We start from the raw sequence: 26,469 nt of genomic DNA on the forward strand, positions 1-26,469 counted from the left end.
GGAATCCCCTTGATTTAATAATGGTTTAAGACTGCATCTAAGTTAAAAAGATATTATCAATAGTATAACAGGATAATTTTACAAATTTCCACAATGTATTCGAAATTGTTATCTCTGAATTATAATGAAGTTTCGAAAGAATAATAAAAGCTGCAAATAATACACGTATGGAGACAACATTAGGATAATCCTCGGCTCCAGTACATAACAAAACATATCACACAAAATAATTGTTATAAAAACCAGAGCATGGTCCCATTGTGCTCTAGTTTATTATTTCGAATCCAATCTTCTACTACTTTCGGATAATATCCGCTGCGCTGGACCGGTGCTATTGTTGAACTTGGTTGTAAGTAAAATTTCTAAAAAAGACGTTTGAGGAGGTGTTCGTATTCGTAAGGGATTCCTTGATTCACTCATGATGATAAGTGTAGTCTTAATGCTATTTAGCATCCTCTTGCCAAATATTCCCACGCTGCGGGCAGTAGCAGTGGGGAAGTTCACAGACGGTACGTTTAGTGAGAGTCACCATATTAGATCATTATTTTGGAAAAATATAGACTTATAATGACGGATGAGTTAAGCTAATAATATGCGTTACGAACACACGTTCTGGATTGTAAAAACGCCTGAATTCAGAATAGTCCTTTGGTGTGGAATTGCCAAGCTTTACCCAAAATATGTTTGCATTTTTCCATTCTGAATAGTACGTTTTGAAGGTGAAAGAAGTTAAACAGAAAAGAGGAGAGAAATTGTCTAATCAATCGAGTGCAGTTGCAAGTGCAGAAGCGCCTTTTAGCATGAAAGCAATCATGGGTCCGCTGATGGCGATCGTCGTCGGCATGATCATGGTTATTCTCGACAGCACGGTTATGAACATTGCATTGCCGACCTTGATGGAGGATTTTAAATCAACCGTTAATACGATGCAATGGTCGATTACGGCTTACACATTGGCGCTTTCCGCGGTTATTCCATTGGCCGGCTGGCTGACGGATCGATTTGGCGCGAAGCAAATTTTCTTGCTTACGATTTTCCTGTTTGCGGCTGGCTCGCTTCTTTGTTCTTTTGCCACGACGCCTGAACAACTCATTATCTATCGCATTATTCAAGGAATCGGCGGAGGCATGGTACAGCCGATCGGTATGGCCATTATCTTCAAGCTGGCTCCTCCGAACAAACAAGGCGCGGTCATGGGTATGCTCGGCATTCCGATGATGCTTGGTCCGGCGCTTGGCCCCGTACTGGGTGGTTATTTGCTGGAATACGCGACTTGGCACTGGATCTTCTTGATTAACCTGCCGATCGGCGTTATCGCCATTCTGGTCGGTCTCCGCTATTTGCCTAGAGTAGAACGCAAGGTCGTTCCAGCGCTCGACTTCTGGGGCATGCTGCTGGCGCCGATCGCGTTCGCTACCCTTTCTTACGCGGTTAGCGAAGGCGGTAAGGATTGGGGATCCCTGCATACAATCATCAGCTTGATCATTGGCGTTGTCGCTCTGGTCTTATTCATCGCTGTCGAGCTTAACCATAAACAACCGCTGCTCGAGCTGCGTGTGTTTAGATCCGGAGACTTCACGGTCGGAATCATCACTTCTTGGTTAATGTTTATGGCGTTGTTCGGATCGTTCCTGTTCGTACCGATGTACATGCAGCAGGTGTTCCATTATGCACCGCTCAAGACCGGCTTTATGATTCTGCCGCAAGTCGCGATGACGGGCGTGTTCATGCCAATCGGCGGCAAGCTGTTTGACAAATTCGGCGCTCGTCTCGTGTGCGTGGTCGGGATCGCTTTTGTCGCGGCTGGCATGTTCTACATGTCGCAAATTCAGGCCGATTCGGGGGCTGGATACGTAATCACAGCGACGATGATTATGGGTGTAGGCATGGGATTATCCATGATGCCGGTAAATACGCATATTTTAAAAGCCGCTCCAAGACGGCTTGTTGACCGGGTAACGCCGCTTACTTCGGCTGCCCAGCAGGTCGTGGTTTCGTTCGCCGTAGCAGGATTGGCAAGTTACCTGAGTACGCGAGTTGCGGATCATATGGCGGAGACCAAGGGTGATCAAGGCGTCTCGCTTGTATCCGCCTTCGGGGATACGTTCTTCATCGCAGGCTGCATCGCAGTTGCCGGCGCCTTGTTGGCGATTGCGCTGCGGAAGCCGAAAGCCTCGGAAGATGACAGCACAGAGGGTGCTCATGCTCCTGTTATGATGCACTAAGATACGCATGACAATGAAGGGCCGGGAAGCTCGCCGTTATGGCGGGGATCCTGGTCTTTTTTTGCGTAATATGTTGATCTCTTCGGGGGGAATCGGCAGTTATTGGAAAGTTAGTTCTTTACAATTTCTTATTATTTTTATAACATAAATGTGTATATATGAGGAGTTGGTTGTATTTGTTTGCGAATGAAAGGCGTATAAATATCATTGATCTGTTAGAGAAGCAATCATCGGTTACAGTGGCAGAGCTGATGACGCGGTTCCACGTATCCATTGAAACGGTACGAAGGGATTTGGAATTTCTTGAAAAGCAGCAAGCGTTGAGGCGGGTACACGGCGGAGCTGTGTCCATCTCGAAGCTGACGAGGCTGGATAAGCTCGAAAGCCGTCTATCTGAGAATATCTCGCTTAAACAGCAGCTTTCAAGAATTGCAGTTCGGTTCATCAGAGAGAATGACACGATTGCGATTGACTCGGGCAGCACCGCGCTGGAACTGGCAGCCTTGCTCAAAGAGAATTTCCGTCATCTTACTGTCGTAACCAATTCTCCGGAAGTATTCGAGATTGTCTCCGGGGCCGAGGACTTTGAGGTCATTCTAATAGGCGGGCAATACTTGCGCGAGGAGAAGGCATTCTACGGTCACCTGGCGTTGGATGCGGTTTCGCGTCTGCATTATTCCAAAGTGTTTGTGTTTCCGAATACCGTATCTTTGCGTCAAGGAGCAGGCATATTCGTTCATGAATTATTCGATATTCAACGAGCTTTTATTCAGCATGCGGACGAAGTGTTCATCCTGGCAGACAGTTCAAAGTTCGAAACGACAGCCGCCATTAAGCTGTGCGATTTATTGCCGTCGTACCGCGTAATAACGGACTCTCATTTCCCGGATGATTTGCTGCAGCTTTATAAGAAGAGGGGAATCCAGGTACATCATTCTGAGGAGGGATTAAATTGAGTGAAAAAGTACTGCTAATATCGATCGATGGGATGCGTGCCGACAGTCTGGAGCGGGCGAATCATCCATTTATCGCAAAAATGATGAATAATGGAAGCTTTACATTACATGCACAGACGGTCATGCCCAGTGTGACGTTACCCTGTCATATGTCCATGTTTCATAGTGTCCCTCCGGAGCGTCATGGCATTATGACCAATATCTATACGCCCCAGGTGAGACCGATTGACGGAATATGCGAACATCTCCGCGCCTCCGGCAAAATATGCGGCTTCTTTCATAATTGGGCGGAGCTTCGCGATCTGACGCGCCCCGGTTCCCTAGCTTTCAGCTGCTATAGCTCCGGCGATATCGACTACGAGAAATCGAATCAATTCCTAACCGATTCAGCTATGGAATATATCAACAAGGAAAAGCCTGATTTTACGTTCTTGTACTTAGGCAATGTCGATGAAGTCGGTCATAAATACGGTTGGATGTCCGACGAATATATAACATCTGTTTATGATTCATGGGCATGTGTAGAGCGGATCGCGGTCGCCCTACCGGAAGACTATACGGTTATCGTTACTTCCGATCATGGCGGACATGGGCGTGGACACGGGACAGATATCCCGGAGGATATGACCATTCCCATCTTGATTCAAGGGAGAACAACAGCCTCAGGACAAGAGATCGGACCTGCGAGCATTCTTGATATTGCGCCTACTATTGCCGTTCTGCTTGGGCTGCAGAGCAATAAGAATTGGGAGGGCAAATGTCTGCTATAGAAGGACCGGCCGCGCTTACGAAAAAACAAGCTTTTATATTCAGCCTGCTATGCTGCTTGGTATATGGCGCCAGTTATCTTACGCGATATAACTTCATGGCGGCCGTCTCTGCTATCGCAGACGCATTAGAGGTATCCAACCGGTTTGCCGGTTTGGCCGTTGTTGGCAGCTTTATTGCATACGGAATCGGTCAGCCGATCTTCGGCGTATTGGGGGACCGTTTTCATCCGCGTATTCTTATTTTTAGCGGGTTATTGTCATCGGCTGTTTGCAATGCACTCATTTCGTTCATGAGCGACATGACAGCTTTAATAGTCATTTGGTTTCTAAATGGTATTTTTCAATCCATGCTTTGGCCGCCGCTTGTCAGGATCATGTCTCAGAATCTAACCAGGGATCAGTATAGAAAGACGAGCGTCGGAGTCACGACGGCTTCCGCCATAGGCACAATTGCGGTTTACTTGCTCGTGCCGTTAAGTATTCTGCTATCCGGCTGGCGTTTATCATTTGCGGTTCCTGCGCTAATTGGGATGTCCGCGGCTTTTATATGGCTTTTCGGGACCAGAGCTTATGGAAATGAGGCCAGAATCGGAGAGCAGACAACGACGGATCAACAGGAAACGCCGAAGGGGGCTGGCATGCCCGCCAGCGATATCAGACTCAGAACGCTTATCGGGACTTCGGGGATGATTCCTGTCTTGTTGGTGGTCGTGTTTCAAGGTGCTTTGCGCGACGGTATTACGACGTGGTTGCCGTCTTATATTCAGGACGTTTATCATATCCAGACCTCACTATCGATTCTGACCACCGTAATTGTACCTGTTTTCTCGATATTAAGCGTGTCTATCGCAGCTTACGTTCAGCGTTATGTGGCTAACGAGATAAAGACCACGGTGTACTTGTGGACCATTGTCGTTGCGGCTTCATTGGCATTGACGATATTCGCTTTGAATGCCATGGAGTCCGTGCTGTTGATGGCGATTCTGATGGGATGCATTCACGGCATTAATCTGATGCTGGTCAGTCACATCCCTGCGCATTTTGCCAATTATCGAAAAGTATCGACGGTTTCAGGAGTAGTGAATGCATTTGCTTATTTGGGAAGCGCGATATCTATTTACGGAATTGCGGCGTTAACGGAATGGGTAGACTGGGGCAACATTATGCTCGTCTTGGGATGTATTTCCATAATAGGGCTTCTTGTCAGCATGTTGTGCGTGGGAAAGTGGAGAGCATTTCTTCATTCAACGGAAGCGGCGCAAACAAACATGCACTTGCCCTAAACACTTCAATCGCGATATGGTGTAAGTAGTGTGATTACTACTACATGCGATAGGAATTGATCCCCTATGAAACTCGGTTTTTTTGATTCTGGAATGGGTGGACTTACGGTCTTGGCGGAATCGCTGAAGCTGCTCCCTGCCGAGAATTATCTCTATATGGCTGACACCAAGCACGTCCCATACGGGACCAAACCGAAGGAAGAGGTGCGTGCCTTCATCTTTGAGGCTGTAGAGAAGATGGTTCAGGAGGGCATCGATGCGCTTGTGATTGCATGCAACACGGCGACAAGTATTGCGATCAATGAGCTGCGGGAGCGGTATTCCTTTCCCATTGTTGGCATGGAGCCAGCCGTCAAACCGGCGGTGGAGATGAACCGGGCGACCGGCAAAAGAGCGCTTGTGTTTGCTACGCCTCTTACGCTGCAGATGCCCAAATACTATGCGCTTGTATCCCGCGTGGATCAAGACGGGATCGTGGATTCACTGCCATTGCCCGAGCTAGTCCATCACTGCGAATCTCTGCAATTCGATAAGCTCATTATGGGCGAATACTTCCGTGCTAAGCTTGCTCCTTACGATCTCGACAAGTACGGCATCATCGTCTTAGGCTGCACGCATTACCCATTTTATACGGATATACTCCGCGACGTTTTGCCGCCGCATATCGAGGTCATCAATGGAAACGCGGGCACGGTTCGAAGATTGTCGGCGCTGCTTAATCGTTATGGCATTGATACAGGCCTAGGGAGCGGAGATGTGACGTTCATGTGCACAGGCGGGGAAGAGGCATATATCGAAAAAATGAGGTTGGCGCTGAATCTCCTTAGATGAACATGAAAAGCAGTATGTATACAACAAACAAGCCACCATGCAACCATGGTGGCTTGTTGCAGCTATGGGGAGGCCATCGCTACGCTATGCTAAGCTTAGCTTAGCTATCATCCCTGGATTCGAACGAATCGGATTGTTGTTCTTCCAGATCATGATCCTTGTGGGACTCATCCTCATCCGGCGAGAGGGCGGCGGTCATTGCCGATAGAGCTTCAAAGCTTACAAGATCCTCGACTGCGTCAACTGGTCTGTTATCGGACATAAGCAATTCTCCTTCGAGAAGGGTTTGGTATCGAATCATTATTTGCCCGCGGTTCTCATTTTATTCAGGAATCTGGAACTGACGAGAGGGCTTCTTATTTGATCAACCGATCCTGATTATAAGTCACCCCGCAGGAGCAGCGGTGAGTACCGAACAGGAAGTGATAAGACGGAGGAAACTCGTTGTTCACCCGAATGACCTCTTGGGCGAATTCCTCGCTGTCCTTCGGAACGCTGCTCAATGAGTCGGCCTTGGCTTGCGTATCAATATGAGCGCCTGGCGGAACGAACCGATGGGGCGCGAGGTGGACGCCATTCGTCACGACGGCATCCATGGAAATATACGATCCACGACCGACGACTGCGTTAAAGACAATGGATTTGAAACTGACAAAGGTATCGTCTCCAATGTAACAAGGTCCATGGATAATGGCTGCGTGGGCGATGGATACATTGTTGCCGATGTAAATAGAGTACCGCCGATCCCCGACTTGAAGCGTCTCGTTAGCCAATCCGTGCAGAATGGCTCCGTCTTGGATGTTAGAATTCGAACCAATGGAGAATGGGGTTCCTTCATCGGCACGAAGCGTTGCGCTAGGGGCAACGTAAACATTTTCATGGATATGGACATCGCCGATGACGCATGAGAACGGACTTAGGAAGGCCGTGTAGTGGATGGCAGGGAAACGTGGAACCGGATTAATGGTTGTTCTAGGGTTCGGACTAATATATCGCGCGAACATATTATAAGGACCCGATGGAAGATGGTTAAAATCGTTATACATGCCGAATGCTCCTCATAGAGAGTGTTTTATTTAAGCTATTCGGAATGTGGGCGAACGTCACTAGAAACCGCACTGTATTATGCAGACGGTCTGCGCGGTCAAACAGATTGGCGCACAAGTCGTGCCGTCTTTAAAGCGAACTTTCTTCGACTTGGTGCACGAGCAGTTCTGATAGGCGCAGCCGAGCTTAATGGGAACGATCGCTTTTTTATTAATAAATCCTCTAGCGGAGAGCTTGCCGTTCTTATCTTGAAGAATGATATTGGCGCTGCATGCGCCTCGAAGCGGCATGCTTGGGCAACCGTATGAAGAGCAAAAAAGCCGGGAGCCACCACTCTGGTGTGAACCCGGCCTTGATTTTTCTTTTCAAACCGTTATCTATTAAGGAATGACCGGTGTCGCCGTAGTTCCCTTGCTGACATCCCAAGCTGACTTGATCATGGCATTCAATGAGCCGTCTGGCTTCTGTGTAGAATAGCCGACGGAGATGACCTGATATTTAAGCGAGACGGATTCATCCGTATTGTTGAAGGAATAATTGGTGACGAATACATTGCTGAGGTTGATCGTCAGGACTTTGACAGGCTTCTCGATTCCGCCGCTTCCTCTAACAAAGACAAAGGTTGCGCTCTTAATGGCCTTTCCTTGCGCGTTTGCAAGGAAGATCGGCATGGATGCGGCATCGAATGACTTGGAGAAGGAGAGAGCGCTAAATGATGGCTTCCCGACCGCCATACCCGTCCCTGCGAGGGTGGTGCCTTCGCTTTCAACACCGAACTGGACGCCAGTAACATTAATCCACTGTTCGTAACCTTGGGCAACCGATTCTCCCGGAATGCCGTCGAGCTTCAGATATACCTTGAAGTTGTCGTCCGATGAGATCGCCCCTGCTGTCGAGCCTCCAAACGATGCGGTAGCAAGCAGAATGGCGCAAGCAAGCAGAACGGTAAAAACCTTTTTCAACGAAACAGGCAATGAATGTGTCATAAAAATCCCTCCAATTGATTGGCTTTATGCATCTTGATCAATACGAATTGTATCATAAACAACGCCATTTTAGATACAATTTGTAGTAATTTAAAATCTCCTTAATGAAGAGCTTGCAGCACGCACAGGCAAAAAGGGATGTTATTCCAATTTGGAGAATTATAGTACTTTGATGAGCATCATGTGTTCGACATTTGGGGGGAGGGGAGGCAGTCGGAACTCCAGAAGAATTTGCTGCATATGAAAGACCTGATGTACCGCTATAGCTTACGAATGACGCACGACCCTTGGGAAGCCGAGGATCTTACGCAGGACGCATTGCTAAAGCTTCATCTTGCGATAGAAGCAGATCCAGAGCGACCCATCTCAAAAGCGTACCTATTCCGCATCGTAAGCAACGCCTCGAAGGATAAGCGGAAGCGTTCGAAGGGACAGGCCGCGAGATTGGACGTTGCAACTCCCGAAATAGCTGCACCAGATGAGGAGCTGGAGACGAGAGAGCTGCTGGAAGTGCTGGCGCACCGGCTGTCTCCTCGATCGATGGTCATTTTGCTGCTGAGGGATGTGTTCGACTTCACGGCTAGAGAAACGGCTGCCTTCCTATCGTCCACTGAAGACGCTGTGCAGGTAGCGCTTAGCCGCGCTCGGCACAGGCTGCGCAAGCTTGCCAAGCAATCAAAGGCGGAAGAGACGCCGAAGGAAGCGCAGGGTCAGGCAGAGCGATGGGAACCGTACGATTTCGACAAGCTGGTAGACGCCTTTCGCAGGCGGGACCCGAAGTCCATCTGCCGGGCGTATGCGGGGCTTGCAAGGCAGCGCGTACGGTTAAGCAAGCTGTTCTGGGCGAACGGCAAACTGGCTTTTTATATAACGGACCCGGATGGAAACGGGTTTATGGTGACGGAATAATTTTTTTGCAGAGGATGTTTGATTTCGGCTTGGATGGTCGTTTATTAAGTGTAGTGCATTCTCATACCAATTAGGAGGCAACAAAATGGGAGCTCAATCGTTAGGGGCAATATTCATTCGCGTTACGAATTTAGAAAATTCAATTCCGTTCTACTCGGCGCTTGGTCTGCGTTTCCGCGGAATCGAGGAGTGGGATCCAGGCCGTGGGGCAACGTTCTTCCTGGCTCCGGATCACGATGGATTTCCGCTGATGACGTTGATTGAATCCGACCAGGTTCAAGTAGTGGACTACCCTAGCTACAACCTGAATTCGACCCATGTACGGGACATGTATAGGGACTTGGAGCTGAGCGGGTACAAGCTGAAGCCGATCGAGGAGTGGACATCGCCGTGGAATCACCACATTATGTTCGACGTGCAAGACCCGGATGGCCATCTCATCAACATTATTGAAGTGATCCCGATACAGGCGGAGGCTTCGGAGCTTAGCAGTTAATTCACGACTACAAGAAACGACAATCGCATAGCGTGAGAAACCCGAATAGAGTTCCCGTATCGGTGAGATACGCGGAACTCTTATTCTGTTGTGCTTTTCTCGTTCAGGAACTTCTCCGTCAACACGGAAAGCAGCATAATACCGACCTCGTTCTGGCCGCCCTCGGGGATGATGATGTCCGCGTATTTCTTGGACGGCTCGATGAAGGCTTCGTGCATCGGCTTGACGGTTTGCAGATATTGATCGTGTACGGACTTGATCGACCGGCCGCGTTCCTCGATGTCGCGCAGCACACGGCGCAGGATACGTACGTCCGGATCGGTGTCGACGAACACTTTGATATCGAGCATCGCCCGAAGATTCTCGTCAGACAGAACGTGAAGACCTTCAATAATGACGATGTTGTAAGGCATCAGTTTCTCGGTCCGATCCTTGAACCTGGCATGATTGGTGAAATCATATACAGGCGCGTCGGCAGCCTGTCCGGACTTCAGCAGCTTCAAGTGTTCGATCAGCAGGTCGTTATCAAACACGAGCGGATGATCGTAGTTCAGCTGCTCGCGCTCGGCCATCGTCAGATGGGGATGGTCCTTGTAATAGTTGTCTTGCGAAATAAACGTGACTTTGTCAGATCCGTGATGGTCAATGACTGAGCGCGCAACCGTCGTTTTGCCCGATCCCGTGCCGCCTGCAATTCCAATAATAAGCATGGCTGTCAATGAGACCTCCCTTATGTAAAAATCCATTCAATTTCAGTATTGTAGCATAGTGGAAGAGCAGTTCGCCAATTCACGGAGCCTCGCGCATGGGAAATTAACTGTAACTGGGATTACAGCGCCTCATGTATAATAAATGTAAAAAATGAAGAGGGGTTTCACCGTGAAAGCTGCTTATGAGAAGTCATCCAACAAGCGAAATCCATCACCTGCATCCTCTTCTCCGGTTACGACATCCGGCTCAGCGGTATTCCGCATGGGGCAAACGATTTTCTGGCAGTCCGTGGCGATTCTCTTCGCTTTAATGCTGCTGTCCGGCGTTCTGACCCAGCTGATCCAAGCCGGCAGTTACGATCGCACGATGCGTGACGGTACGCTTATGGTTGTGCCTGATTCATTCCGCTATCTTTCCTCCGGCGAAGGACATGCCTATCCATTCTGGAGAATCTTCACCGCTCCGTTCGAGCTGTTTGCCTCCAGTGACGCATTAACCGTCATTATAATTATTCTCTTTATTTTGATCGTAGGCGGGGCATTTGCCCTATTTAACGAGACCGGCGTGTTCATGACGATGATTGATGGCATGCTCGCTCGCTTCCGTTCCAATTCAACGATGCTTATCGCGGTATTCGTGCTCTTCTTTATGTTGATGGGAGCGATCTTCGGCATATTGGAGGAGATTGTGCCTCTCATTCCTGTCATGGTGCTCGTGGCCAGACGACTTGGCTGGGACGACTTCATGGGACTCGGGCTAAGTCTGCTTCCCGCAGGCTTCGGCTTCTCGGCTGCGCTGACCAATCCGTTCACGATCGGGGTCGCGCAGGAGCTGGCGGATGTCCCTGCTTTCTCGGGCATGCTCTATCGGATCTTGATCTTCGCTCTTACATACGGAATTCTGGTTGTTTTCCTCGTAAGATACGCTAAGCAATTCGAGCAAGGCGGAGCCGGGGGCGACACAACGAACACAACCAACACAACGAACACAACCAACACAACCAACGCAGCCGTGTCGCAAATTGAGAGCCAGACAGCCGCCGACACGAGACGGCAAACTGCGGTACGAATCACCGCGATTGCCTTCGGCATCTTGCTCGTCTTGATGGCGGTATTCTCATTCGCCCACTTGTCCGACTATTCGATGCCGCTCATTGCACTCGGCATTCTGCTCGCGGCAGTAAGCGCCGCAGTGGTTGTCAAGCTTCCTAGAGGCAGAGCGTTCAAGCTCTTCGGAGCGGGAGTAGCCGGGCTTGCGCCGAGCGCGCTGCTGATCATTCTGGCGATGAGCGTGAAGCATATCTTCGAAAGCTCCAGCATTATGGACTCGGTGCTCTACTCGATGACGAATGCTTTTGACGGACTGGGCAGTGTAACTGGCGCGCTGGCGATGTATATGCTCGTGTTCGTGCTGCAGTTCTTCATCCCTTCCGCGACGGCAAAGGCATTCCTCGTCATCCCGCTGTTAACGCCGCTCGGAGACTTGCTCGGCATAACGCGCCAATCTGTCGTATTGGCGTTCAACTTCGGCGACGGGTTCAGCCATCTGTTGTACCCGTCCAACCCGATGCTGCTCATCGCACTTAGCATGACGACGGTCAGCTTCGTGAAATGGCTGCGCTGGACGATCGGCATTCAGCTCGTCCTGTTCGCCTTGACGCTGGTTATGCTCGCGCTCGCGGTTATTTTCGGGTACGGTCCGCTATGACGACGAAGAGCAACTGGTACCCAGACAACTATGAGCAGTCACGCGATCGGTTTCGGGCGAGACGGCAGACGCTGGCTCGCTACTGGAGCGAGACAACGCTCTCCAGCCTTGAGCTGTCGCCGGGTCTTGAGATGGACATGCTGACGGCGTCGCATCCGCACGCGGATCAGGTTCTAATCATCACGACGGGCCTGCATGGAATCGAGGGAATAGTCGGATCGGCGATGCTGGAGCTGCTGCTGGAAGATTTCGTACAGGGGCTGAATCACGAACGGACAGCGCTCGTCCTCGTGCATGCGATTAACCCATGGGGAATGAAGCACGAGAGCAAGACGAACGAGCACAATATCGACCTCAATCGTAACCTCGTCGTGGATTGGTCGGATCGGCCCGCTTTATCCAATCCCGACTATGAACGGATGCATAGACTGTTCCGTCCTCGCTCTCACCACAACATTCCCGCAATTGAGAAGCTTCGATTTCTCGGAACGATGGTGCGTGAGCTTCGTACCTCCAAGCCTGTCGATCTGACCCGGGCGGTAACGCTCGGGCAATATGGGGACCCGCAAGGCATCTACTATGGCGGTGAACAGGCGGAGCCTGCAACGGCGGCATTGCAGGAGCTCTATGAGCGATGCATGCGCGAGTATAAGCAGATTGTCCTGTTGGACATGCATACCGGGTACGGTCCGAGTGACCGGATGTTCCTCGTGAACTCGAGTTTGGAGCCCAGAGGGCGCCCGGAGCTGCAGAAGAAGCTCTCCTATGAGTCGATTACAGAGACGAAGGAGGGCGAGTTTTACCGCATCAACGGGGATATGATCGACTACTTGTATCGGCTTCGCGCGGCTCGTTATCCGGATACGGAGCTTTTCGCGACAGCCTTTGAATTCGGCACGCTTGGGGATTCGATTCTCGCCCAGATCGAGAGTCTGCATATCACTGTGCAGCAGAACGATCATCGGCACAGAGGGAGAGGTTCCAAGTCGAACATTCGGAGACGATTCCGGGAAATGTACGCGCCGTCTTCCGCAGCATGGAGAAGCAAGGCGATATCGGATTGCCGGCAGGCGTACGAGGGGATTATTCGCGGGTTTGAGTTATAAATCATGTAAGAGTTGAGGTGTTTATTATGAAAGCTTGGTGGCTCGATTATCATCCTGCATGGAATACAACCGAATTTCTCGATACGGATTCATTCTTTGCATTAAGGGAGTCTTTTCGCGAAGGGAATCCGTTGACCAATCAATGGGTTGAGCTTGAGGTGGAGTTAAGGGATAAAGGAAAACCAGCCGATTTCCTTCGAGAATTAGGCGGCGCGCTGGTGGTAAGCAAACGAGCAAGAAATGTCATGGAGCAGCTGCCGAATTTGAATGTGGAGTTCTTGCCGCTGAAGAGCAAGGACGGAGAATTCAGTATTCTGAACGTGCTTACCGTACTCGACTGCATCGACATGGCGCAATCTAACGCCAAAAGCCCTTTACATACGATCTATGATATTAAGGGACTTGCTCTGGTTGAAGATATTGTCCAAGGTCATGATATTTATAAAATAAAGCTTCCGGGTGGGGAGCGGAGTCTTGCCTCAATCTTCGTATCGGACAGGTTGAGGGAGATCATCGAGAGTCAGCTCGAAGGCTTCCAGCTCATCAATATGTGGGATTCGGAGTTCACATGGCAGCAGCAAGAAGCCAAGTTTGCTGCGATGTGCCTAGAAGTCGATGCCTCTCTGCAAACCACATTCAATTTCGACAAGGCGGTAAAGCACGTCAAGAAGCATAGAGGTGATATCGCCTATAGCGGCCAATGGGCGATCAAGACGAATGAGAAGAACAGTATTTTACTAGGGGATCTCTTGCTGGATGGCACGTATTCCTGGATTGATCCCATCTACTTTCCACCGATTATCTTGGGACTCACGTGGGGAATTAAAGAGAAGAAGAAGTCGTTGTTTGGTTGGCGGTAACGTGCGCGACCGTGAGGGAGGCAAAACCCATTGAATCGCACAAACTTCATTTTTCCCGAGCTAGAGACAGATCGATTAAGACTCGCTGTACTTACTCTGGATGACGCCGCCGCTGTTTTTGAGCACTTCTCGGACGAGAATGTGACTCGATTTATGGATATAGAGCCGTGCAGAACGATCGAAGAGGCGAATGAAGTCATTCAGTTTCATATCGATGATACAGGGACGCGCTGGGGGATATTCAATAAGGCGGACGGTCAACTGATTGGAACTTGCGGTTTCCATTGCTGGGTACAAGGCGAGAAGTCCAGAGCGGAGATTGGCTTTGACCTAGCCGTGGCACACTGGGGAAGAGGGTTCATGCGAGAGGCACTTCAACCCGTCCTCGCATTCGGCTTCAACCGAATGGGCCTAGACTTAATCGAAGCAACGGTAGAGCAAGGAAATGAGCGGTCCATCGGGTTGCTGAAGAGGTTTCAGTTTGAGCGGGAGATTGAACTGAGGGATGGGCTCATTTACTATTGTTTACATCGAGAAGGCTGGAGGTAACAGAAACGTGACGAAGATCAGAACAGCAGCAGTTGGGCTTGGCGTAATGGGCCAAAACATGATCCGCAATAATTTGTTTAAATATCCGGATGATATCGAGCTGGTTGCCGTCTGCGAGTCGAACGAAGATGCGCTTCGTAAGTTCGCCGAGGCGAACCCTAGCGTGCGGACATACAACGATTATCAGCAATTGCTGGACAAGGAGCAGGGAATTGAGCTGCTTTATATTGCCGTGCCGCCTTCCAAGCATCACGAGGTCGTGCTCGCTGCGATCAGCAAGCGGATTCACGTGTTCTGCGAGAAGCCGCTCGCGAACAGCTTGGAAGAAGCGAAGGAAATGCTCGACGCAGCGACTGGAGCTGGAGTGCTGCATGCGATTCACTTCATGATGCCGCTATTCCCGTCGTCTGTTAAGCTGCAGAGACTGCTCGCGGAAGGCGCGATCGGTCAGGTCACTTCGATCGATCTGATTCTTGAGTTCCCGCAGTGGCCGCGAGCATGGCAGAACAATCCATGGATTGCATCGAGACGCGAAGGCGGATTTATTCTGGAAGTGGGCATCCACTGGATTCACTTGATTCATAAGATATTCGGACCGATCACGCATGTACGCAGCAACGTCAACTATCCGGCCGATGCCAATGCCAGCGAGATTGAAGCAGAGGCAACTTTAACGCTGCATAACAACGTGAACATCCAACTAACCGGCACGACCAAGGCGGAAAAAGAACGCGTCTCGATGGTTATTCACGGCGAGCAAGGCGTTCTTGCGCTGGAGAACTGGGGCGATTTGTTTATGGGTGAGGCCGAAGGCTCGCTGCAGCCCGTTCCCGCAGACGAGGCAGACAATCAGCTTCCTGTCATCAGTCATATCATCCGCAAGCTGAAAGGCGAGCAGAGCACGATCTTCGACTTCAACGACGGCTATCGTGCGCAGCTTGTTCTGGAAGCGCTGCGGAACCCGGCAGACGGCACCATTTCCATTGATCCGAACGAATAGGAGAAAGGCCAGCTGCCTCGCAAGAGGACGCTGGCCTTTCTTCATCACCATCTAAAGCTTTCCCTGAACCCTAAAGATCACTGCCGGAGCCGCTAATACGACCGCAATCGCCCCATAAAGCCCAATTATATAGCTGTTTACATAATCAACGCCGGACTGGTGCAGCACGGAGCTGAACAGATGAATCAGCAGATTCGTAAAGCAGAACGCGTAGCTCCGAACCATCCAGCGGCGATGCTGGACAATTCGCTTCTTCCGAACATGGACGATCGCAATGACCGTAACGGCCATCCAGATCATGCTTAGCACATTAAGGCCGACGCTGCTTACTCGCCCGCCGGTAGCACATGGCGCCATGTAGCCGGAAGACAGCACGACCAAGAACACGGAGGCCGTATAGAAATAGCCGTTCACGCGATGAAATTTGCGGTGCTTCTCATAATTGCGGCTAACGAAATTAACGAGACCCGATGCCATCGCCAAGCAGCCGAACGCGACATGAACGTACATCACCTTTAACCAGATCTGAGGTTTCAGCTCATGCGATAGATCTGTTTTGTGGCTTAGAAATGTCGCCGCGCCGGGATGGACAACGAGGTTGATAACCAGCGCATATAGGATATAGATAACGCATAAGTAAACGAACAGCTTATAGTAGGATGGATGCCTGACCATGACCCTCACTTCTCTCCTTTAGACCCGCGTCCCCAAGCTGTGAGGTTGTACTCGGCTCAGTTGTACGGGACAATAGATGGATGTCTATTATTATAGGTGCAGTATCGGCATGAAGGCGAGGCGAATATGAACGAAATTCCAACAATCCTGGCCGCCGCCGACAGGGTTTTGACGGAGCAACATTGTTAATACTAGTTTAAGAGAACACATGGTATAGTAGTTGGTAAATAAGAGCAATGCGAGATATGAGAGAGAAGGAGATCGGGAAATGTCCTACGTCGTTGATTTTAAGAATGTATCTACGGTTGGTTTGGAATCTTCACCTGTGGCAGACAGACTTGCAGGGCTGCGCGCGAATGAAGCACGGTATTTCATGAACAAGTACAAGCATCAATTCGTAACGGTGCCGGCGAGCGAAAGCCAAGACACGCTTGATTACGTGAACCTCGTTCTGAAGGAGCGCAATATTGAGATTGCAGCGAAGCCGCTCGAAACATCGCTTTTTCAAGTGGAGGATATTAGATGGGCGTACGTCTTCTACGAGGATGGCCTATCCATCAACGTCTTGTATACGCTTGGCGATGGGAAGAAGCGGGCAGTCGGCTTCAAGCTGTCCGAGGGAATGGAAGTGCCGGCAGAGCTGGCAGAGAAGTTCAAGTTCGCTCGGCAGAAGTCCGCGCTGGCCGGAACGATTCGCGGTTCGTTCTTTGTCGTTAAAGGCGAATATTAAGCTGCAAAATAGAGAAGAGCGAAGGCAGATTGATGCCTTCGCTCTTTTTTATTATAAAATCAACAAGCTGTCTCTTCAGGAGCCGCTCACAGGTTACTTGCGCGAATCCGATAATAGAGGTGAATGGCGCGCGCATCTATGACTGGAAGGAGAGGTTCAAGAATGCATTATCTGTTTTGTCAGCAAGTGAAGATCGTGGATATGGATGACGAGATTATTTCGGAAGTATTATTCGAACATGGGGAGTATGAGACGGCCGCTCTGTCGATCGGTTCCTCCGTCCTGATTCACCAATTGGGATTGAAGCAGTTCGACGTTGTCTATGACAGAAGGGAGGGCAAAATCGCCCGGTACAAAGTTGCGGATATCGAGATCGATCTGATCACGCAGCCGGTCATCACCAGGGTGTTCCTGGAGCCTACGAAGCTAATTGTCGGTCAGCATGATATCGGGGAATTTGTCTAGTTCATGTTTAATCATTTAATCATCCTACATCGCCAGTTGGCCTAACAGCCTTTGGTGGTGTTTTTTTTGTCTTTATAAAATGAGTACAAGCCCATGCAAGCTGACGACATATATGGATCATAAAGTGACGGCAACCGGGCTGAAGCCGGGAACCGCATTTAGTTACAGAGCCGGCGACGGACAGAGCGGCAATTGGAGTTCTATGGGGACATTTAAGACGGAAGAGCGCGACTTAAACGCATTTACGTTCCTCTATACAACGACCCGGAGAACACGACGCAGTCGGGGTATACGACATACCGTAAGCAATTAATCGTTAGGTAAACCCGCTCGTCCATTTTGCGAGCGGGGTGTTTCTTTTATTTGGTGAGAAAAAGGGTACGATAACCGCGCTCGCGGATGAAAAATAAGGAAGGTGTATAGCGCTATTTGTCGAAACAAATAGTGGTATCAAATCTCATTTAATGTAAGGAGTCCAAGCCGTGCGTTCAAAAATTATTAAACTATCCTATTGCTTCATGCTATTTAGTGCACTACTTTGCGGTAATTCCTATGCTGCTGCCACTTCTGAGGGTAAAAGTAATGGGAATGTAACTTTTACAGATGTAGCCGGAGAGCACTATCACTTCCTTGCGCTAGACAGCACTGGGCATGTTTGGAGCTGGGGGAGTAACGTCGAGAATCAACTCGGGGAAATCCCTCAAAGCTACCGGGTGATTCCCGTACAGATTCAAGGAGTCGACGATGTAAAGCTAATCTCGGCGGGCTATGGTCATTCTACAGCCGTAAAATCAGACGGGACGGTCTGGAAATGGGGCTCGAATAGTTACGGTGTTCTGGGTAAAGATCCAAACACGGTTGACTATTCTATTAAGCCCATCCAAGTTGCGGGTATCGACCACGTCAAAGCAATTTCAGATAGCGCGTTCTTCACGCTAGCCATTAAGGAAGATGGCACCGTCTGGAGTTGGGGGAGGAACGATGAGGGGCAGCTCGGTATTGGACGCACAAGCGACTACGAAGCAAAGCCCATTCAAATTGCAGGCTTAAAGGATGTAGCAGCTATCTATGCTGATTTTTCCGAGGGCCTCGCTCTTACGTCAGATGGCAGGGTATGGACATGGGGGAACGTAACGGTCTGCGGAACCGAGTATTGTGAACGAGAGGTGAGTTCTACGCCGACCTTGTTCGAAGGTTTGCAGAATGTAAAATCTATCTCTCAAGATATTGCGCTGCTGAAGGACGGGAGTGTTGTCAAATGGGGATTAAACTTCAGGGGAAGTATGGGGTTAGGTACCTTAAACGATTATTATTACGATCCAGCACCGATACCGTCTTTGAACAATATCACTGCGGTTTCTAAGACGCGTGCACTCACGGCGGATGGCCACATCTGGTCATGGGGCAGAAATGAGCGTGGGCAGGTAGGCGACAATACACAGCAGAATCGGCCTACACCAGTGCTGCTTCCAAATATCGATCACATTAAAGATATGACGAGCGGTGAAGAAACGACGGTTGTGCTCACCGAAGATGGCAAGCTGTTCGAGTGGGGTGACAATAGGAACGGAGAGATTTCCGGAGATGCAGTAGACATTATGCCGCCAACCGCAGTTCCCTTCACACTTCCACAGGTCAATTACACGTTGCCTATACCGCGAGATCCTTTCACGTGGACCTTCTTGGACGATAAGGATAAGCGAATAAAAGACCATCAGCTCTATCTTCGGGTGAAGCCTTATTCAGAAGGTTTGGCTGCCGTGCAGCGTGCTTCAAATCAGCTTTGGACTTTTATTAACGTTCATGGTCAGCCTGCTTTCTCCAACCAATTTACCGTTGCGAAGGATTTCCACCAGGGAGTAGCGGCAGTCAAACTGCAGGACGGATGGCATTTTGTGAAGGCGAATGGCAAGTTCCTTAATCAAGTCAGCTATCAAAACGCAGACTCTTTCTCGAACGGGTTAGCTCCAGTAATGCTCAAAGGCAAGTGGGGCTATATCGGGCTGGATGGAGAAATGAAAATCACTCCTCAGTTCGCAAGTGGCGCGCCGTTCGAGAATGGTATGGCAGCTGTGCAGATGAACGGGAAGTGGGGATTCATTAATTTGACGGGGAAGCTTGTTATTAAGTCGTCCTATTCAGCAGCAGGTTCATTCTCAAGTCAGTTGGCTGCCGTTAAGCAGAACGACCTATGGGGATATATGAACAAAGCAGGTGTTTGGGTTATTAAGCCTCGTTTCCAGGATGCGAAGGGGTTTACTGATTCTAAGCTGGCGCCGGTGAAGATCAATGGAAAATGGGGCTATATTAACGCAACTGGAAAGCTAGAAGTTCCAGCACAATATGAAGATGCAAGCACATTCCAAGAAGGGTGCGCGAGTATAAAGAAGAATGGACTATGGGCTATCATTCAGAATAACGGCAAGCTGCTGACGCCTTTTCAATTCGTGTCCATTCAACCTTTTAAGAACAATAAAGCTTGGGCGGTTACCAAAGCCGACAATGGATACATCAGCATTAATGGCAGTTGGTCCTATAAAGCAGCCATTTATCACTAAAACGGAGGAACAATTAATGAGCGAAAATAACGCGGTGAACCAGACTCTTGCACAAGTAGGCGACAACCGGGCATGACTGGACCATACGCGCACCAGGGGCGTTTTCGAATACAGAGCTTGCTCGTCGGGCTGCTCGCTTTCACCCTCATTGGGTCGACTGTAATCTTGATGGCCGTGTCGATCCACCGTCAGAACGAGATGCTAATGCGGACAACGCAGCAGAAAAACTTTGAGGCTGCGCGGAATCTCGCCACATCCGTCAATACGATCAAGAGTCTGATGTTCCAGCAGCTTGGAGGGACGGCCAACTACATTGCCGAAGAAGGGCTGTCGGTTGAAGGCGACAGCAGGCGGCTGGGCAGGCTGTTGCTGGGCTCGCGAATGTTTAATGGAGCAATGGTCGTAGACAGCGAGGGGCAAGTGTCCGTAACGACGCCGGAGACCGGCTACTTGAAGGGCGATCAGCTTGCTGCTTCCGATCTGTTTCCTAAGGAGCGGGAGCCAGGCCCTTGGATGTCCAAGCCGTTCATCGCGCCGGACGGACATCGCGTCATCCTGGCCATGCATCAACTGACGATGCCGGGCAAGCAAAAGCGTCTATATCTGTCGGGTCTGATCGATCTTGGGGGGCGGAATGTGTTCTCCGACATGTTCGAGCATACGATCAAGAGCGGCCCTGGCACCTACGCCTATCTGGTCGACGGCCAGGGCGAAATGCTGATGAACGCGCAAGAGAATCGGGCGGGCGAGGCCGTGCCCGGCGATCGGCTTGTCGCGGCGTTCGAGAGAGGAACGCTAGGGCAGCGCGGCAAGCAAGGCGGAACACCGCCGCCGCCGCCTTCTCCCCCGCCGCCCGCCAACGGTAAGGTCGGTAAAGGTGCCATCGATGGCAATCGACAAGATCCAGCCGAGACGTCGCATGTCGCGATTCTGGCAGACGGTCACGGCGTCGAGACCATTGTCGGCTACTTGCCTGTCGGCGACCTCGACTGGGGGCTGGTCGTTCAATCTTCGGCTTCGATCGTGACCAAATCGAAGCATGACTTTCTTATGACGCAGCTGAAGTGGTGCGTGCCGCTTATTGCGGCGTTTCTATTGCTCAGCCTTTGGATGGCACGCAAGCTCGCTGCGCCTTTCGCACAGCTGACTGCTGCCGCAAGGGCGATTGCGTCCGGCGATCGGGCAGGGTATCCACTATTCGATAGCCATTGGAATTATGAAGCCCACCATCTTGCGCGGGCGATGATGATGGCGGTGCAGGGCTTGCAGAATCAGGCGGATCGGCTAAGCCAGCAGGCACATACCGACCGGCTGACCGGACTCGCGAACCGGGCGGGGCTAGAGGATTGGCTGAAGGCACGTGAAGGCGACAGCACAGGTTATACGCTCCTGGTCATCGACATTGATCATTTTAAGACCGTCAACGACAAGCATGGTCATAAGGTCGGGGATGAGACGCTCGTCTACTTGGCGCATATTTTACAGGCGGAATGCAGGGAGACGGATCTCGTCTGCCGGCTTGGCGGGGAGGAGTTCATTGCCATTCTGCCTGGAGAGAAGATGAAAGGCGGGACAGACCTCGCGGAGAAGGTGCGAATAAGAACCGAGAGTACAGTCAGTCCTACGGGCCAGCCGATCACGGTATCAATCGGAGTAGCGGCTGCGTCTCCTGAACGGGGCTTTGACTTCGAACGAACATTTCAACGGGCGGACGAGGCGCTCTATGCAGCGAAGAGGTCGGGGCGCAACCGCACAATGGCTTCAGCCTAACGAATTGAATTTGTCAAAACTACTGCACCATCGCCCCATTCGTCTCGAAATCGCGGCTTTTCTGTATAATGAATGTAGTTTTTTTAATGGCAAAGGGGAGACGTGAATCGTGCTGGAGTATAGAATGGCAAGGCCGGATGAGCGCGAAGAATATATCGATTTAGCTAATTATGCATTCAAAATAGATGTCGAGTGCGTACTGCCCAAAATGTACAGCAAGGACATCGATTCGTCCGGCATGCACATGGTCGCCGCGGACGGGCAGGGGCGGCTTCGTGCGCAGGTTGCGGTATATCCGGAGCCGATGAACGCAGGCGGCTTCCCGCTGCGGGTCGGATACTTGGGCATTGTATCGGTGCACCCAAGAGCTCGCGGAGAAGGACATATGAAGGTGCTCATGAACAAGTGGATCGAAGAGGCGCCTGCTTCGTACGACATGCTCGTCCTGTACGGAAATCGGCAGCGGTATGAGTATTTCGATTTCACGCTTGGCGGGGTGAAGATCAAATACTCGGTGGGGGAAGTCAACGCCCGCCATGCCTTGAGAGAGGTGAATGTAGAAGGGCTGTCCATTCGCCCGTTGTTCGAGATCGAAGGCGCGGCGGCTTACGCGAGCAAGCTGAACGAGGCTCGGCCGTCATTCGTGCATCGAAGCGAGCGGCAGATGCAGGACATCTTGACGGGGCTAGAGCAGCAGCCGCTCGGCGTGCTTGAAGATGACAAGCTGATCGGCTACTTGGTGGTCAGCAAGACAGGCAAGGAATTGACCGAGCTCGCCATGGAGCGTGCAGCCGATATTCCGCGAGCGATCAAAGCTTATTTGGCACATTCAGGCGCAGATTGGATCGCTGTATTTGCCCCTGAGTATGACACGGAGCTGAACGCGTCCTTAAGCAGCTTCGCGGAGAATTACACGATTGAGACCTCCGACATGTATAACATCATGGACTTTGCCCGCGTGCTGGAAGCGTATTTGACGGTGAAGCACCGGACGATCGGACTTATGCCGGGCGTGTTCTCCGCCGTGCTGGACGGACAGCCGGTTACCGCCCGTGTGGACGGCAACGGCGTGACGGTCGAACGGTCGGCGCAGCCTGGCGCAGTGGAGCTGGATAAGAAGCAGGCACAGACATTGCTGCTTACGCCGCATGGTCGCTATGTGGGCGGCGGCGCTCACGTCCCTGCAGGCTGGTTCCCGCTGCCGATCTTCTGGTATATAGCGGACAAGTTCTAATCGATGGATCATGAGGAGATAACGGATATGGCAGAGAAACGCGGCATACTTATATTACCGGAGGAAGCTGGTCCTTATTGGGCTGACTTGATCGCCCGCTCAGGTCTTAACCTGGTTGGCATCCACCCGGGCTGGGGAGAGGGAGCGCTCGAGGAGCTTGAGAAGACGCTCCGGCATGTGAAGAAGCCAGCCTATAAACAATTCTTGCAGCAGATGCAGGAGCTGAATGTGGACGTGGAGTTCGAAGCGCATGCGATGTCTTGGCTCGTTCCGCGTGCCATGTTCGCTGAGCGCCCTGATTGGTTCCGAATGGACGAGACAGGCAGCCGGAATCCCGATTTCAACCTGTGCGCGACGAACCCGGAGGCGCTCGAGTTTCTGGAGGCGCGCTCCGAGGAGCTGGCACGGGCTGTGCCTTCGTCGACGGGACGCTATTACTTCTGGATCGACGATGTGACGAATAGTGCCTGTCACTGCGGAAGCTGTCAGGCGCTGACTGCCTCCGATCAGGCGATGGTCTTCTACAACCATATCCTGCGGGGCATTCGGCGGTTCGATGCAGAGGCGCAGCACTGCTATTTGGCTTATCAAGATACAATCCAAGCGCCGGAGAAGGTACAGCCGGATGCTGGTATTTTTCTCGAGTATGCGCCGATTTACCGCGATTCGGCACGGCCGATCAATGATCCGGATTGCCCGGAGAACTATAAGGAGCTTGAGCACCTGCCAGGGCTGCTTCAGCTGTTTGGACAGGAAGGGGCTCAAATCCTCGAGTACTGGATGGACAATTCGAGGTTCTGCAAATGGCAGAAGCCGCTTAAGCCGCTGCCGTTCTACGAGGAAGTCATCCGCGGGGATGCCGAGTATTACCGGAGCCTTGGGTTTGGCAGGCAGACGAGCTTCGGCGTATGGCTTGGCGAGGATTACGCAGAGGCGTTCGGCGAACCGCCGATCGTGGCGTATGCGAAGGCAATTGGGAAGTGAGGTGAAGCGCTGTGGAGCTAACGTACTTGCGGACCTTTCGTGAAGTCGCCAAGTGGGGCAGTTTTACGAAAGCCGCGGAAACACTCGGGTACGCGCAGTCGAGCATAACGACGCAGATTCAGAAGCTGGAGGAAGCCTACGGCGCGGTCCTCTTGGAGCGTTACGGCAGGAAAATGGTGCTGACCATGGCAGGCGAAGCGCTGCTGCAGTATGCGAACTATATATGCAGGCTGCATGATGAGTCCAAGGAAGTCGTAGCCAAGCAGTCCAAGGGGACGCTCTCGATTGGGACGATCGAGACGCTGGCTTCCTTTTATCTCCCGGCGTACTTGCAGGCTTATCGGAAGGCGTATCCCGACGTCAATGTTGCGATTCAACCGGGTAACGAGCCGTTCATCATCGATGCGGTGAAGGAGGGAGCGCTCGATATTGGGATTATATTGGACCCTCCGTTCTCGGACCCGGAGCTGGACTGCAGCATTTTGCGGGAAGAGCCGCTCGTCATTATTGTAAGCCCGGACCATCCGTTAGCCGGACAAGGCGAGATCGGTGTGGAAGATCTGGAGAACGAGTCACTGATCTTGACCGAGGACGGCTGCACCTATCGTGCCATGCTGCTCAAAGTGTTGAAGAGCAATCAGGTGACGTTCAAGCTGTCCTACGAATTCGGCAGTCTCGAAGCGATCAAGCAGTGCGTCACGTATGGGCTCGGGATTGCGCTGCTGCCTCGAATTGCGGTGACGGAGGAAGTGATGGCGGGTAAGCTTGCCGCGATTCCGTTCATTCATCCGGAGTGTAAATTTTACACCCAGCTCATCTGTGCGAAGAAGAAGTGGAAGTCCAAAGCTTATGTAGGCTTCCTGGAGCTGCTAAGCGGCGGTGCCCGCGAAGGTGATTCTGACGCTGGCAGCGAACTATCAAAATAAATGAAGTATGCTATAGATTTCTATCGATAACTCCAATTGCGGGAGCTATGGTACATTGACATCAAGGAAGCCATAACCCAATCGGAGGTAATCCAAATGACCATTCAAACCCGCCAATCCCTCGTTCTCGAGACGCCTGCCGCATCACCGGAGCAAACGCATCGTCATTATATGAATAAGCTGGCTGTCGAGACAGACGTTGCGGATGTTCGGTATGACATGCAGCATGGCTTGAATGACTTTCTGCTTATCGATGTGCGCAGCGAGAAAGCCTTCACCGAATGCCATATTCCAGGCGCGATCAGCCTGCCATCCAGAGAGATTAGTGCCGAGACCACGGCCGAATTCGACAAGGAGCAGACGATTGTCGTGTACTGCTGGGGGCCTGCCTGCAATGGCGCGACCAAAGGGGCGGCTCGTCTCTCCGGGCTCGGGTTCAAGGTGAAAGAGATGCTCGGCGGCATGGAATATTGGCGCAAGGAAGGGAACGAGGTTGAGGGAACGCTGGGGGAGGCTGCTCCCATAGTCGGTTAAGAAGGGGCTGTGACAAGCTGTCGGAATGACAGCCTGTTGCAGCTCTTTTTTCTGTGCTTGACTTAGAGTCAGCTCTAATTTTTATGCTGGAACTATCCTCATATTTCAGATAAGGGAAGGGAGAGCTGATCAATGATGAATGCAAGAGTTGTCGTAACCGAATACGGCGGACCGGAGAAGTTGAAAGTGGTGGAGGAGCCCCTGCGCCCCGTGCAGCGAGATGAGGTTCTTGTTCGGGTGCTAAGCGCCGGAGTCGCGCTCGCCGATGTGATGCGAAGAGAGGGCAAGTATCCGGGTTCACCGCGCGTACCTTTTACACCTGGATACGATGCAGTCGGTGTTGTGGAAGAGCTCGGAGAAGATGTCAGCTATGTCCGTAAGGGAGAGCGGGTTGCCGTATTTTACAACGGGACTGGCGGATATGCGGCCTACGTCTACGCCAAGTCAGATGAGCTGTACCCGGTGCCGGATCAGCTCGACGCCTCGCTCGCGGTGGCAATCCTATTGAATTATGTGACCGCGTATCAAATGCTTCATCGGTTCGCTAACGTTGCCGAGGGAGAACGCATCTTGATTCATGGCGCAAGCGGAGGCACAGGCACCGCGCTGCTCGAGCTTGGTCGGCTTGCCGGGGCCAAGATGTTCGGAACGGCTTCGAAGGCCAAGCATGATACAGTCGCACATTACGGGGCGGTGCCGATTGATTATCGCAGAGAGGATTTTGTGCAAGCCGTGCGCGAGCGGGCGCCGGAAGGCATGGATGCCGCGTTTGATCCGATTGGAGGAGATAACTGGGAGCGGTCATTCCAGACGCTTCATCCGAACGGACGATTCGTCGGCTATGGCTACACGTCAGTGCTTGGGCAGGGCGATTCGAGTCAGTGGATGAAGGACTGGGCGAGCATGGCGGCAAACCGAACGACGCCAAAGGGTAACCCCGCTTATCTCTATTCCGTTACAACGCTGAGGATGGAGCATCCGGAGTGGTTCCGAGAGGACCTAAAACATCTGTTCCAGCTGCTTGCCGATGGGCGGATTTCTCCGATTATTGCTGCGCGGATTCCGCTGCGCGAAGCGGCACAGGCGCATCAGCTTCTTGAAACCTCCCAGATAACGGGTAAAATCGTTCTTATAAACCGTTGATCTTCGGGAAAGTG

Annotated in this window: 28 protein-coding genes; 22 read left to right on the forward strand and 6 right to left on the reverse strand. The window is 51.4% G+C overall.

From position 1 onward, the window contains the following. Nucleotides 1-752 precede the first annotated feature (752 nt). From A8990_RS14695 to murI, 5 genes are all read left to right on the forward strand, one after another. Complete coding sequence (locus A8990_RS14695; RefSeq protein ID WP_245996029.1) at nt 753-2,225, forward strand: DHA2 family efflux MFS transporter permease subunit; 1,473 nt, start codon at nt 753-755, stop codon at nt 2,223-2,225. A 176-nt stretch (nt 2,226-2,401) separates the two neighbouring features. Further along, a complete protein-coding gene (locus tag A8990_RS14700) occupies nt 2,402-3,181 on the forward strand; it encodes a DeoR/GlpR family DNA-binding transcription regulator (RefSeq protein ID WP_181909585.1) in 780 nt (259 codons plus the stop codon). Beyond that, nucleotides 3,178-3,951 carry an alkaline phosphatase family protein gene (locus A8990_RS14705; protein ID WP_116189793.1) on the forward strand — a complete coding sequence of 258 codons (774 nt, stop codon included), beginning with the start codon at nt 3,178-3,180 and terminating at the stop codon, nt 3,949-3,951. Before A8990_RS14700 ends, A8990_RS14705 begins: the two co-directional genes overlap by 4 nt. Then, the gene (locus A8990_RS14710; RefSeq protein WP_116189794.1) at nt 3,939-5,234 is read left to right on the forward strand and encodes an MFS transporter; all 1,296 of its coding nucleotides are present in this window, start codon (nt 3,939-3,941) and stop codon (nt 5,232-5,234) included. The genes A8990_RS14705 and A8990_RS14710 overlap by 13 nt, the downstream gene beginning before the upstream one ends. 66 nt (nt 5,235-5,300) lie before the next feature. Continuing rightward, a complete protein-coding gene (gene murI / locus A8990_RS14715) occupies nt 5,301-6,065 on the forward strand; it encodes a glutamate racemase (protein WP_116189795.1) in 765 nt (254 codons plus the stop codon). A gap of 100 nt (nt 6,066-6,165) precedes the next feature. Here murI and A8990_RS31570 read toward each other — a convergent pair whose 3' ends face one another. The 4 genes from A8990_RS31570 to A8990_RS14725 form a co-directional block, all read right to left on the reverse strand. Further along, complete coding sequence (locus tag A8990_RS31570) at nt 6,166-6,327, reverse strand: hypothetical protein (RefSeq protein ID WP_181909586.1); 162 nt, start codon at nt 6,325-6,327, stop codon at nt 6,166-6,168. Nucleotides 6,328-6,421: 94 nt separating this feature from the next. Then, nucleotides 6,422-7,111, reverse strand: coding sequence for an LbetaH domain-containing protein (locus tag A8990_RS14720; RefSeq protein ID WP_116189796.1), 690 nt, complete (start codon nt 7,109-7,111; stop codon nt 6,422-6,424). A gap of 60 nt (nt 7,112-7,171) precedes the next feature. Continuing rightward, nucleotides 7,172-7,402, reverse strand: coding sequence for a hypothetical protein (locus A8990_RS31255; RefSeq protein ID WP_147306816.1), 231 nt, complete (start codon nt 7,400-7,402; stop codon nt 7,172-7,174). A 90-nt stretch (nt 7,403-7,492) separates the two neighbouring features. Further along, entirely contained in the window at nt 7,493-8,098 is a 606-nt protein-coding gene (locus A8990_RS14725) for an Hcp family type VI secretion system effector (protein WP_116189797.1), read from the reverse strand. Nucleotides 8,099-8,338: 240 nt separating this feature from the next. Between A8990_RS14725 and A8990_RS14730 the strand changes: the two genes are divergently transcribed. Both A8990_RS14730 and A8990_RS14735 read left to right on the forward strand, forming a co-directional pair. Then, a complete protein-coding gene (locus A8990_RS14730; protein ID WP_116189876.1) occupies nt 8,339-9,007 on the forward strand; it encodes an RNA polymerase sigma factor in 669 nt (222 codons plus the stop codon). 85 nt (nt 9,008-9,092) lie between these two features. Next, nucleotides 9,093-9,503 (forward strand): VOC family protein, encoded by a 411-nt coding sequence (locus tag A8990_RS14735; protein WP_116189798.1) that lies wholly within the window; start codon nt 9,093-9,095, stop codon nt 9,501-9,503. 80 nt (nt 9,504-9,583) lie between these two features. Here A8990_RS14735 and udk read toward each other — a convergent pair whose 3' ends face one another. Further along, nucleotides 9,584-10,213: a uridine kinase gene (gene udk, locus A8990_RS14740; RefSeq protein ID WP_116189799.1), complete on the reverse strand. Its 630-nt coding sequence runs from the start codon at nt 10,211-10,213 to the stop codon at nt 9,584-9,586. Between the two features lie 169 nt (nt 10,214-10,382). Here udk and A8990_RS14745 point away from each other — a divergent pair, with 169 nt between their 5' ends. From A8990_RS14745 to A8990_RS14765, 5 genes are read left to right on the forward strand one after another with little or no spacing between them, the layout of a single operon-like run. Beyond that, complete coding sequence (locus tag A8990_RS14745; RefSeq protein WP_181909587.1) at nt 10,383-11,921, forward strand: YfcC family protein; 1,539 nt, start codon at nt 10,383-10,385, stop codon at nt 11,919-11,921. Further along, nucleotides 11,918-13,027 carry a M14 family metallopeptidase gene (locus A8990_RS14750; RefSeq protein ID WP_181909588.1) on the forward strand — a complete coding sequence of 370 codons (1,110 nt, stop codon included), beginning with the start codon at nt 11,918-11,920 and terminating at the stop codon, nt 13,025-13,027. The genes A8990_RS14745 and A8990_RS14750 overlap by 4 nt, the downstream gene beginning before the upstream one ends. 26 nt (nt 13,028-13,053) lie before the next feature. Next, nucleotides 13,054-13,887: an imm11 family protein gene (locus tag A8990_RS14755; protein ID WP_116189802.1), complete on the forward strand. Its 834-nt coding sequence runs from the start codon at nt 13,054-13,056 to the stop codon at nt 13,885-13,887. 30 nt (nt 13,888-13,917) lie between these two features. Then, entirely contained in the window at nt 13,918-14,436 is a 519-nt protein-coding gene (locus A8990_RS14760) for a GNAT family N-acetyltransferase (RefSeq protein WP_116189803.1), read from the forward strand. Between the two features lie 7 nt (nt 14,437-14,443). Further along, a complete protein-coding gene (locus tag A8990_RS14765) occupies nt 14,444-15,436 on the forward strand; it encodes a Gfo/Idh/MocA family protein (protein ID WP_245996030.1) in 993 nt (330 codons plus the stop codon). 51 nt (nt 15,437-15,487) lie between these two features. On the opposite strand, the gene A8990_RS14770 is transcribed toward A8990_RS14765, so the two are convergent. Then, nucleotides 15,488-16,111, reverse strand: coding sequence for a DUF2306 domain-containing protein (locus tag A8990_RS14770; RefSeq protein WP_116189805.1), 624 nt, complete (start codon nt 16,109-16,111; stop codon nt 15,488-15,490). A gap of 268 nt (nt 16,112-16,379) precedes the next feature. Between A8990_RS14770 and A8990_RS14775 the strand changes: the two genes are divergently transcribed. The 10 genes from A8990_RS14775 (at nt 16,380) to A8990_RS14820 (ending at nt 26,455) form a co-directional block, all read left to right on the forward strand. Next, nucleotides 16,380-16,841 (forward strand): phage tail protein, encoded by a 462-nt coding sequence (locus tag A8990_RS14775; RefSeq protein WP_116189806.1) that lies wholly within the window; start codon nt 16,380-16,382, stop codon nt 16,839-16,841. Between the two features lie 162 nt (nt 16,842-17,003). After that, nucleotides 17,004-17,306: a hypothetical protein gene (locus A8990_RS14780; RefSeq protein WP_116189807.1), complete on the forward strand. Its 303-nt coding sequence runs from the start codon at nt 17,004-17,006 to the stop codon at nt 17,304-17,306. A gap of 112 nt (nt 17,307-17,418) precedes the next feature. Next, on the forward strand, nt 17,419-17,619 hold the full coding sequence (locus A8990_RS14785; protein ID WP_245996031.1) for a fibronectin type III domain-containing protein: 201 nt from the start codon (nt 17,419-17,421) through the stop codon (nt 17,617-17,619). Between the two features lie 169 nt (nt 17,620-17,788). After that, nucleotides 17,789-19,864, forward strand: coding sequence for a WG repeat-containing protein (locus tag A8990_RS14790; RefSeq protein WP_116189809.1), 2,076 nt, complete (start codon nt 17,789-17,791; stop codon nt 19,862-19,864). A 72-nt stretch (nt 19,865-19,936) separates the two neighbouring features. Further along, nucleotides 19,937-21,634 carry a sensor domain-containing diguanylate cyclase gene (locus A8990_RS14795; protein ID WP_245996032.1) on the forward strand — a complete coding sequence of 566 codons (1,698 nt, stop codon included), beginning with the start codon at nt 19,937-19,939 and terminating at the stop codon, nt 21,632-21,634. 109 nt (nt 21,635-21,743) lie between these two features. Continuing rightward, nucleotides 21,744-22,868 (forward strand): GNAT family N-acetyltransferase, encoded by a 1,125-nt coding sequence (locus tag A8990_RS14800; RefSeq protein ID WP_116189810.1) that lies wholly within the window; start codon nt 21,744-21,746, stop codon nt 22,866-22,868. A gap of 27 nt (nt 22,869-22,895) precedes the next feature. Continuing rightward, nucleotides 22,896-23,852 (forward strand): DUF4838 domain-containing protein, encoded by a 957-nt coding sequence (locus tag A8990_RS14805; protein ID WP_181909589.1) that lies wholly within the window; start codon nt 22,896-22,898, stop codon nt 23,850-23,852. A gap of 11 nt (nt 23,853-23,863) precedes the next feature. Beyond that, nucleotides 23,864-24,778, forward strand: a complete 915-nt coding sequence (locus A8990_RS14810; protein WP_116189812.1) for a LysR family transcriptional regulator — start codon at nt 23,864-23,866, stop codon at nt 24,776-24,778. Between the two features lie 96 nt (nt 24,779-24,874). Beyond that, a complete protein-coding gene (locus A8990_RS14815; protein ID WP_181909590.1) occupies nt 24,875-25,312 on the forward strand; it encodes a rhodanese-like domain-containing protein in 438 nt (145 codons plus the stop codon). A 132-nt stretch (nt 25,313-25,444) separates the two neighbouring features. After that, the gene (locus A8990_RS14820; RefSeq protein ID WP_116189813.1) at nt 25,445-26,455 is read left to right on the forward strand and encodes a medium chain dehydrogenase/reductase family protein; all 1,011 of its coding nucleotides are present in this window, start codon (nt 25,445-25,447) and stop codon (nt 26,453-26,455) included. Nucleotides 26,456-26,469 lie beyond the last annotated feature (14 nt).

Origin of the sequence: Paenibacillus taihuensis, from assembly GCF_003386535.1 — a bacterium.
Classification (GTDB): Bacteria; Bacillota; Bacilli; order Paenibacillales; family Paenibacillaceae; genus Paenibacillus_Z; species Paenibacillus_Z taihuensis.

Bases quoted from the DNA above. Each gene is read 5' to 3' on its own strand.
- A8990_RS14710 (WP_116189794.1), top strand. From the start codon at position 3,939: ATGTCTGCTATAGAAGGACCGGCCGCGCTTACGAAAAAACAAGCTTTT.
- murI (WP_116189795.1), top strand. From the start codon at position 5,301: ATGAAACTCGGTTTTTTTGATTCTGGAATGGGTGGACTTACGGTCTTG.
- A8990_RS31570 (WP_181909586.1), bottom strand. From the start codon at position 6,327: ATGTCCGATAACAGACCAGTTGACGCAGTCGAGGATCTTGTAAGCTTT.
- A8990_RS14720 (WP_116189796.1), bottom strand. From the start codon at position 7,111: ATGTATAACGATTTTAACCATCTTCCATCGGGTCCTTATAATATGTTC.
- A8990_RS31255 (WP_147306816.1), bottom strand. From the start codon at position 7,402: ATGCCGCTTCGAGGCGCATGCAGCGCCAATATCATTCTTCAAGATAAG.
- A8990_RS14725 (WP_116189797.1), bottom strand. From the start codon at position 8,098: ATGACACATTCATTGCCTGTTTCGTTGAAAAAGGTTTTTACCGTTCTG.
- A8990_RS14730 (WP_116189876.1), top strand. From the start codon at position 8,339: ATGAAAGACCTGATGTACCGCTATAGCTTACGAATGACGCACGACCCT.
- A8990_RS14735 (WP_116189798.1), top strand. From the start codon at position 9,093: ATGGGAGCTCAATCGTTAGGGGCAATATTCATTCGCGTTACGAATTTA.
- udk (WP_116189799.1), bottom strand. From the start codon at position 10,213: ATGCTTATTATTGGAATTGCAGGCGGCACGGGATCGGGCAAAACGACG.
- A8990_RS14750 (WP_181909588.1), top strand. From the start codon at position 11,918: ATGACGACGAAGAGCAACTGGTACCCAGACAACTATGAGCAGTCACGC.
- A8990_RS14755 (WP_116189802.1), top strand. From the start codon at position 13,054: ATGAAAGCTTGGTGGCTCGATTATCATCCTGCATGGAATACAACCGAA.
- A8990_RS14770 (WP_116189805.1), bottom strand. From the start codon at position 16,111: ATGGTCAGGCATCCATCCTACTATAAGCTGTTCGTTTACTTATGCGTT.
- A8990_RS14775 (WP_116189806.1), top strand. From the start codon at position 16,380: ATGTCCTACGTCGTTGATTTTAAGAATGTATCTACGGTTGGTTTGGAA.
- A8990_RS14780 (WP_116189807.1), top strand. From the start codon at position 17,004: ATGCATTATCTGTTTTGTCAGCAAGTGAAGATCGTGGATATGGATGAC.
- A8990_RS14785 (WP_245996031.1), top strand. From the start codon at position 17,419: ATGGATCATAAAGTGACGGCAACCGGGCTGAAGCCGGGAACCGCATTT.
- A8990_RS14795 (WP_245996032.1), top strand. From the start codon at position 19,937: ATGACTGGACCATACGCGCACCAGGGGCGTTTTCGAATACAGAGCTTG.
- A8990_RS14805 (WP_181909589.1), top strand. From the start codon at position 22,896: ATGGCAGAGAAACGCGGCATACTTATATTACCGGAGGAAGCTGGTCCT.
- A8990_RS14815 (WP_181909590.1), top strand. From the start codon at position 24,875: ATGACCATTCAAACCCGCCAATCCCTCGTTCTCGAGACGCCTGCCGCA.
- A8990_RS14820 (WP_116189813.1), top strand. From the start codon at position 25,445: ATGATGAATGCAAGAGTTGTCGTAACCGAATACGGCGGACCGGAGAAG.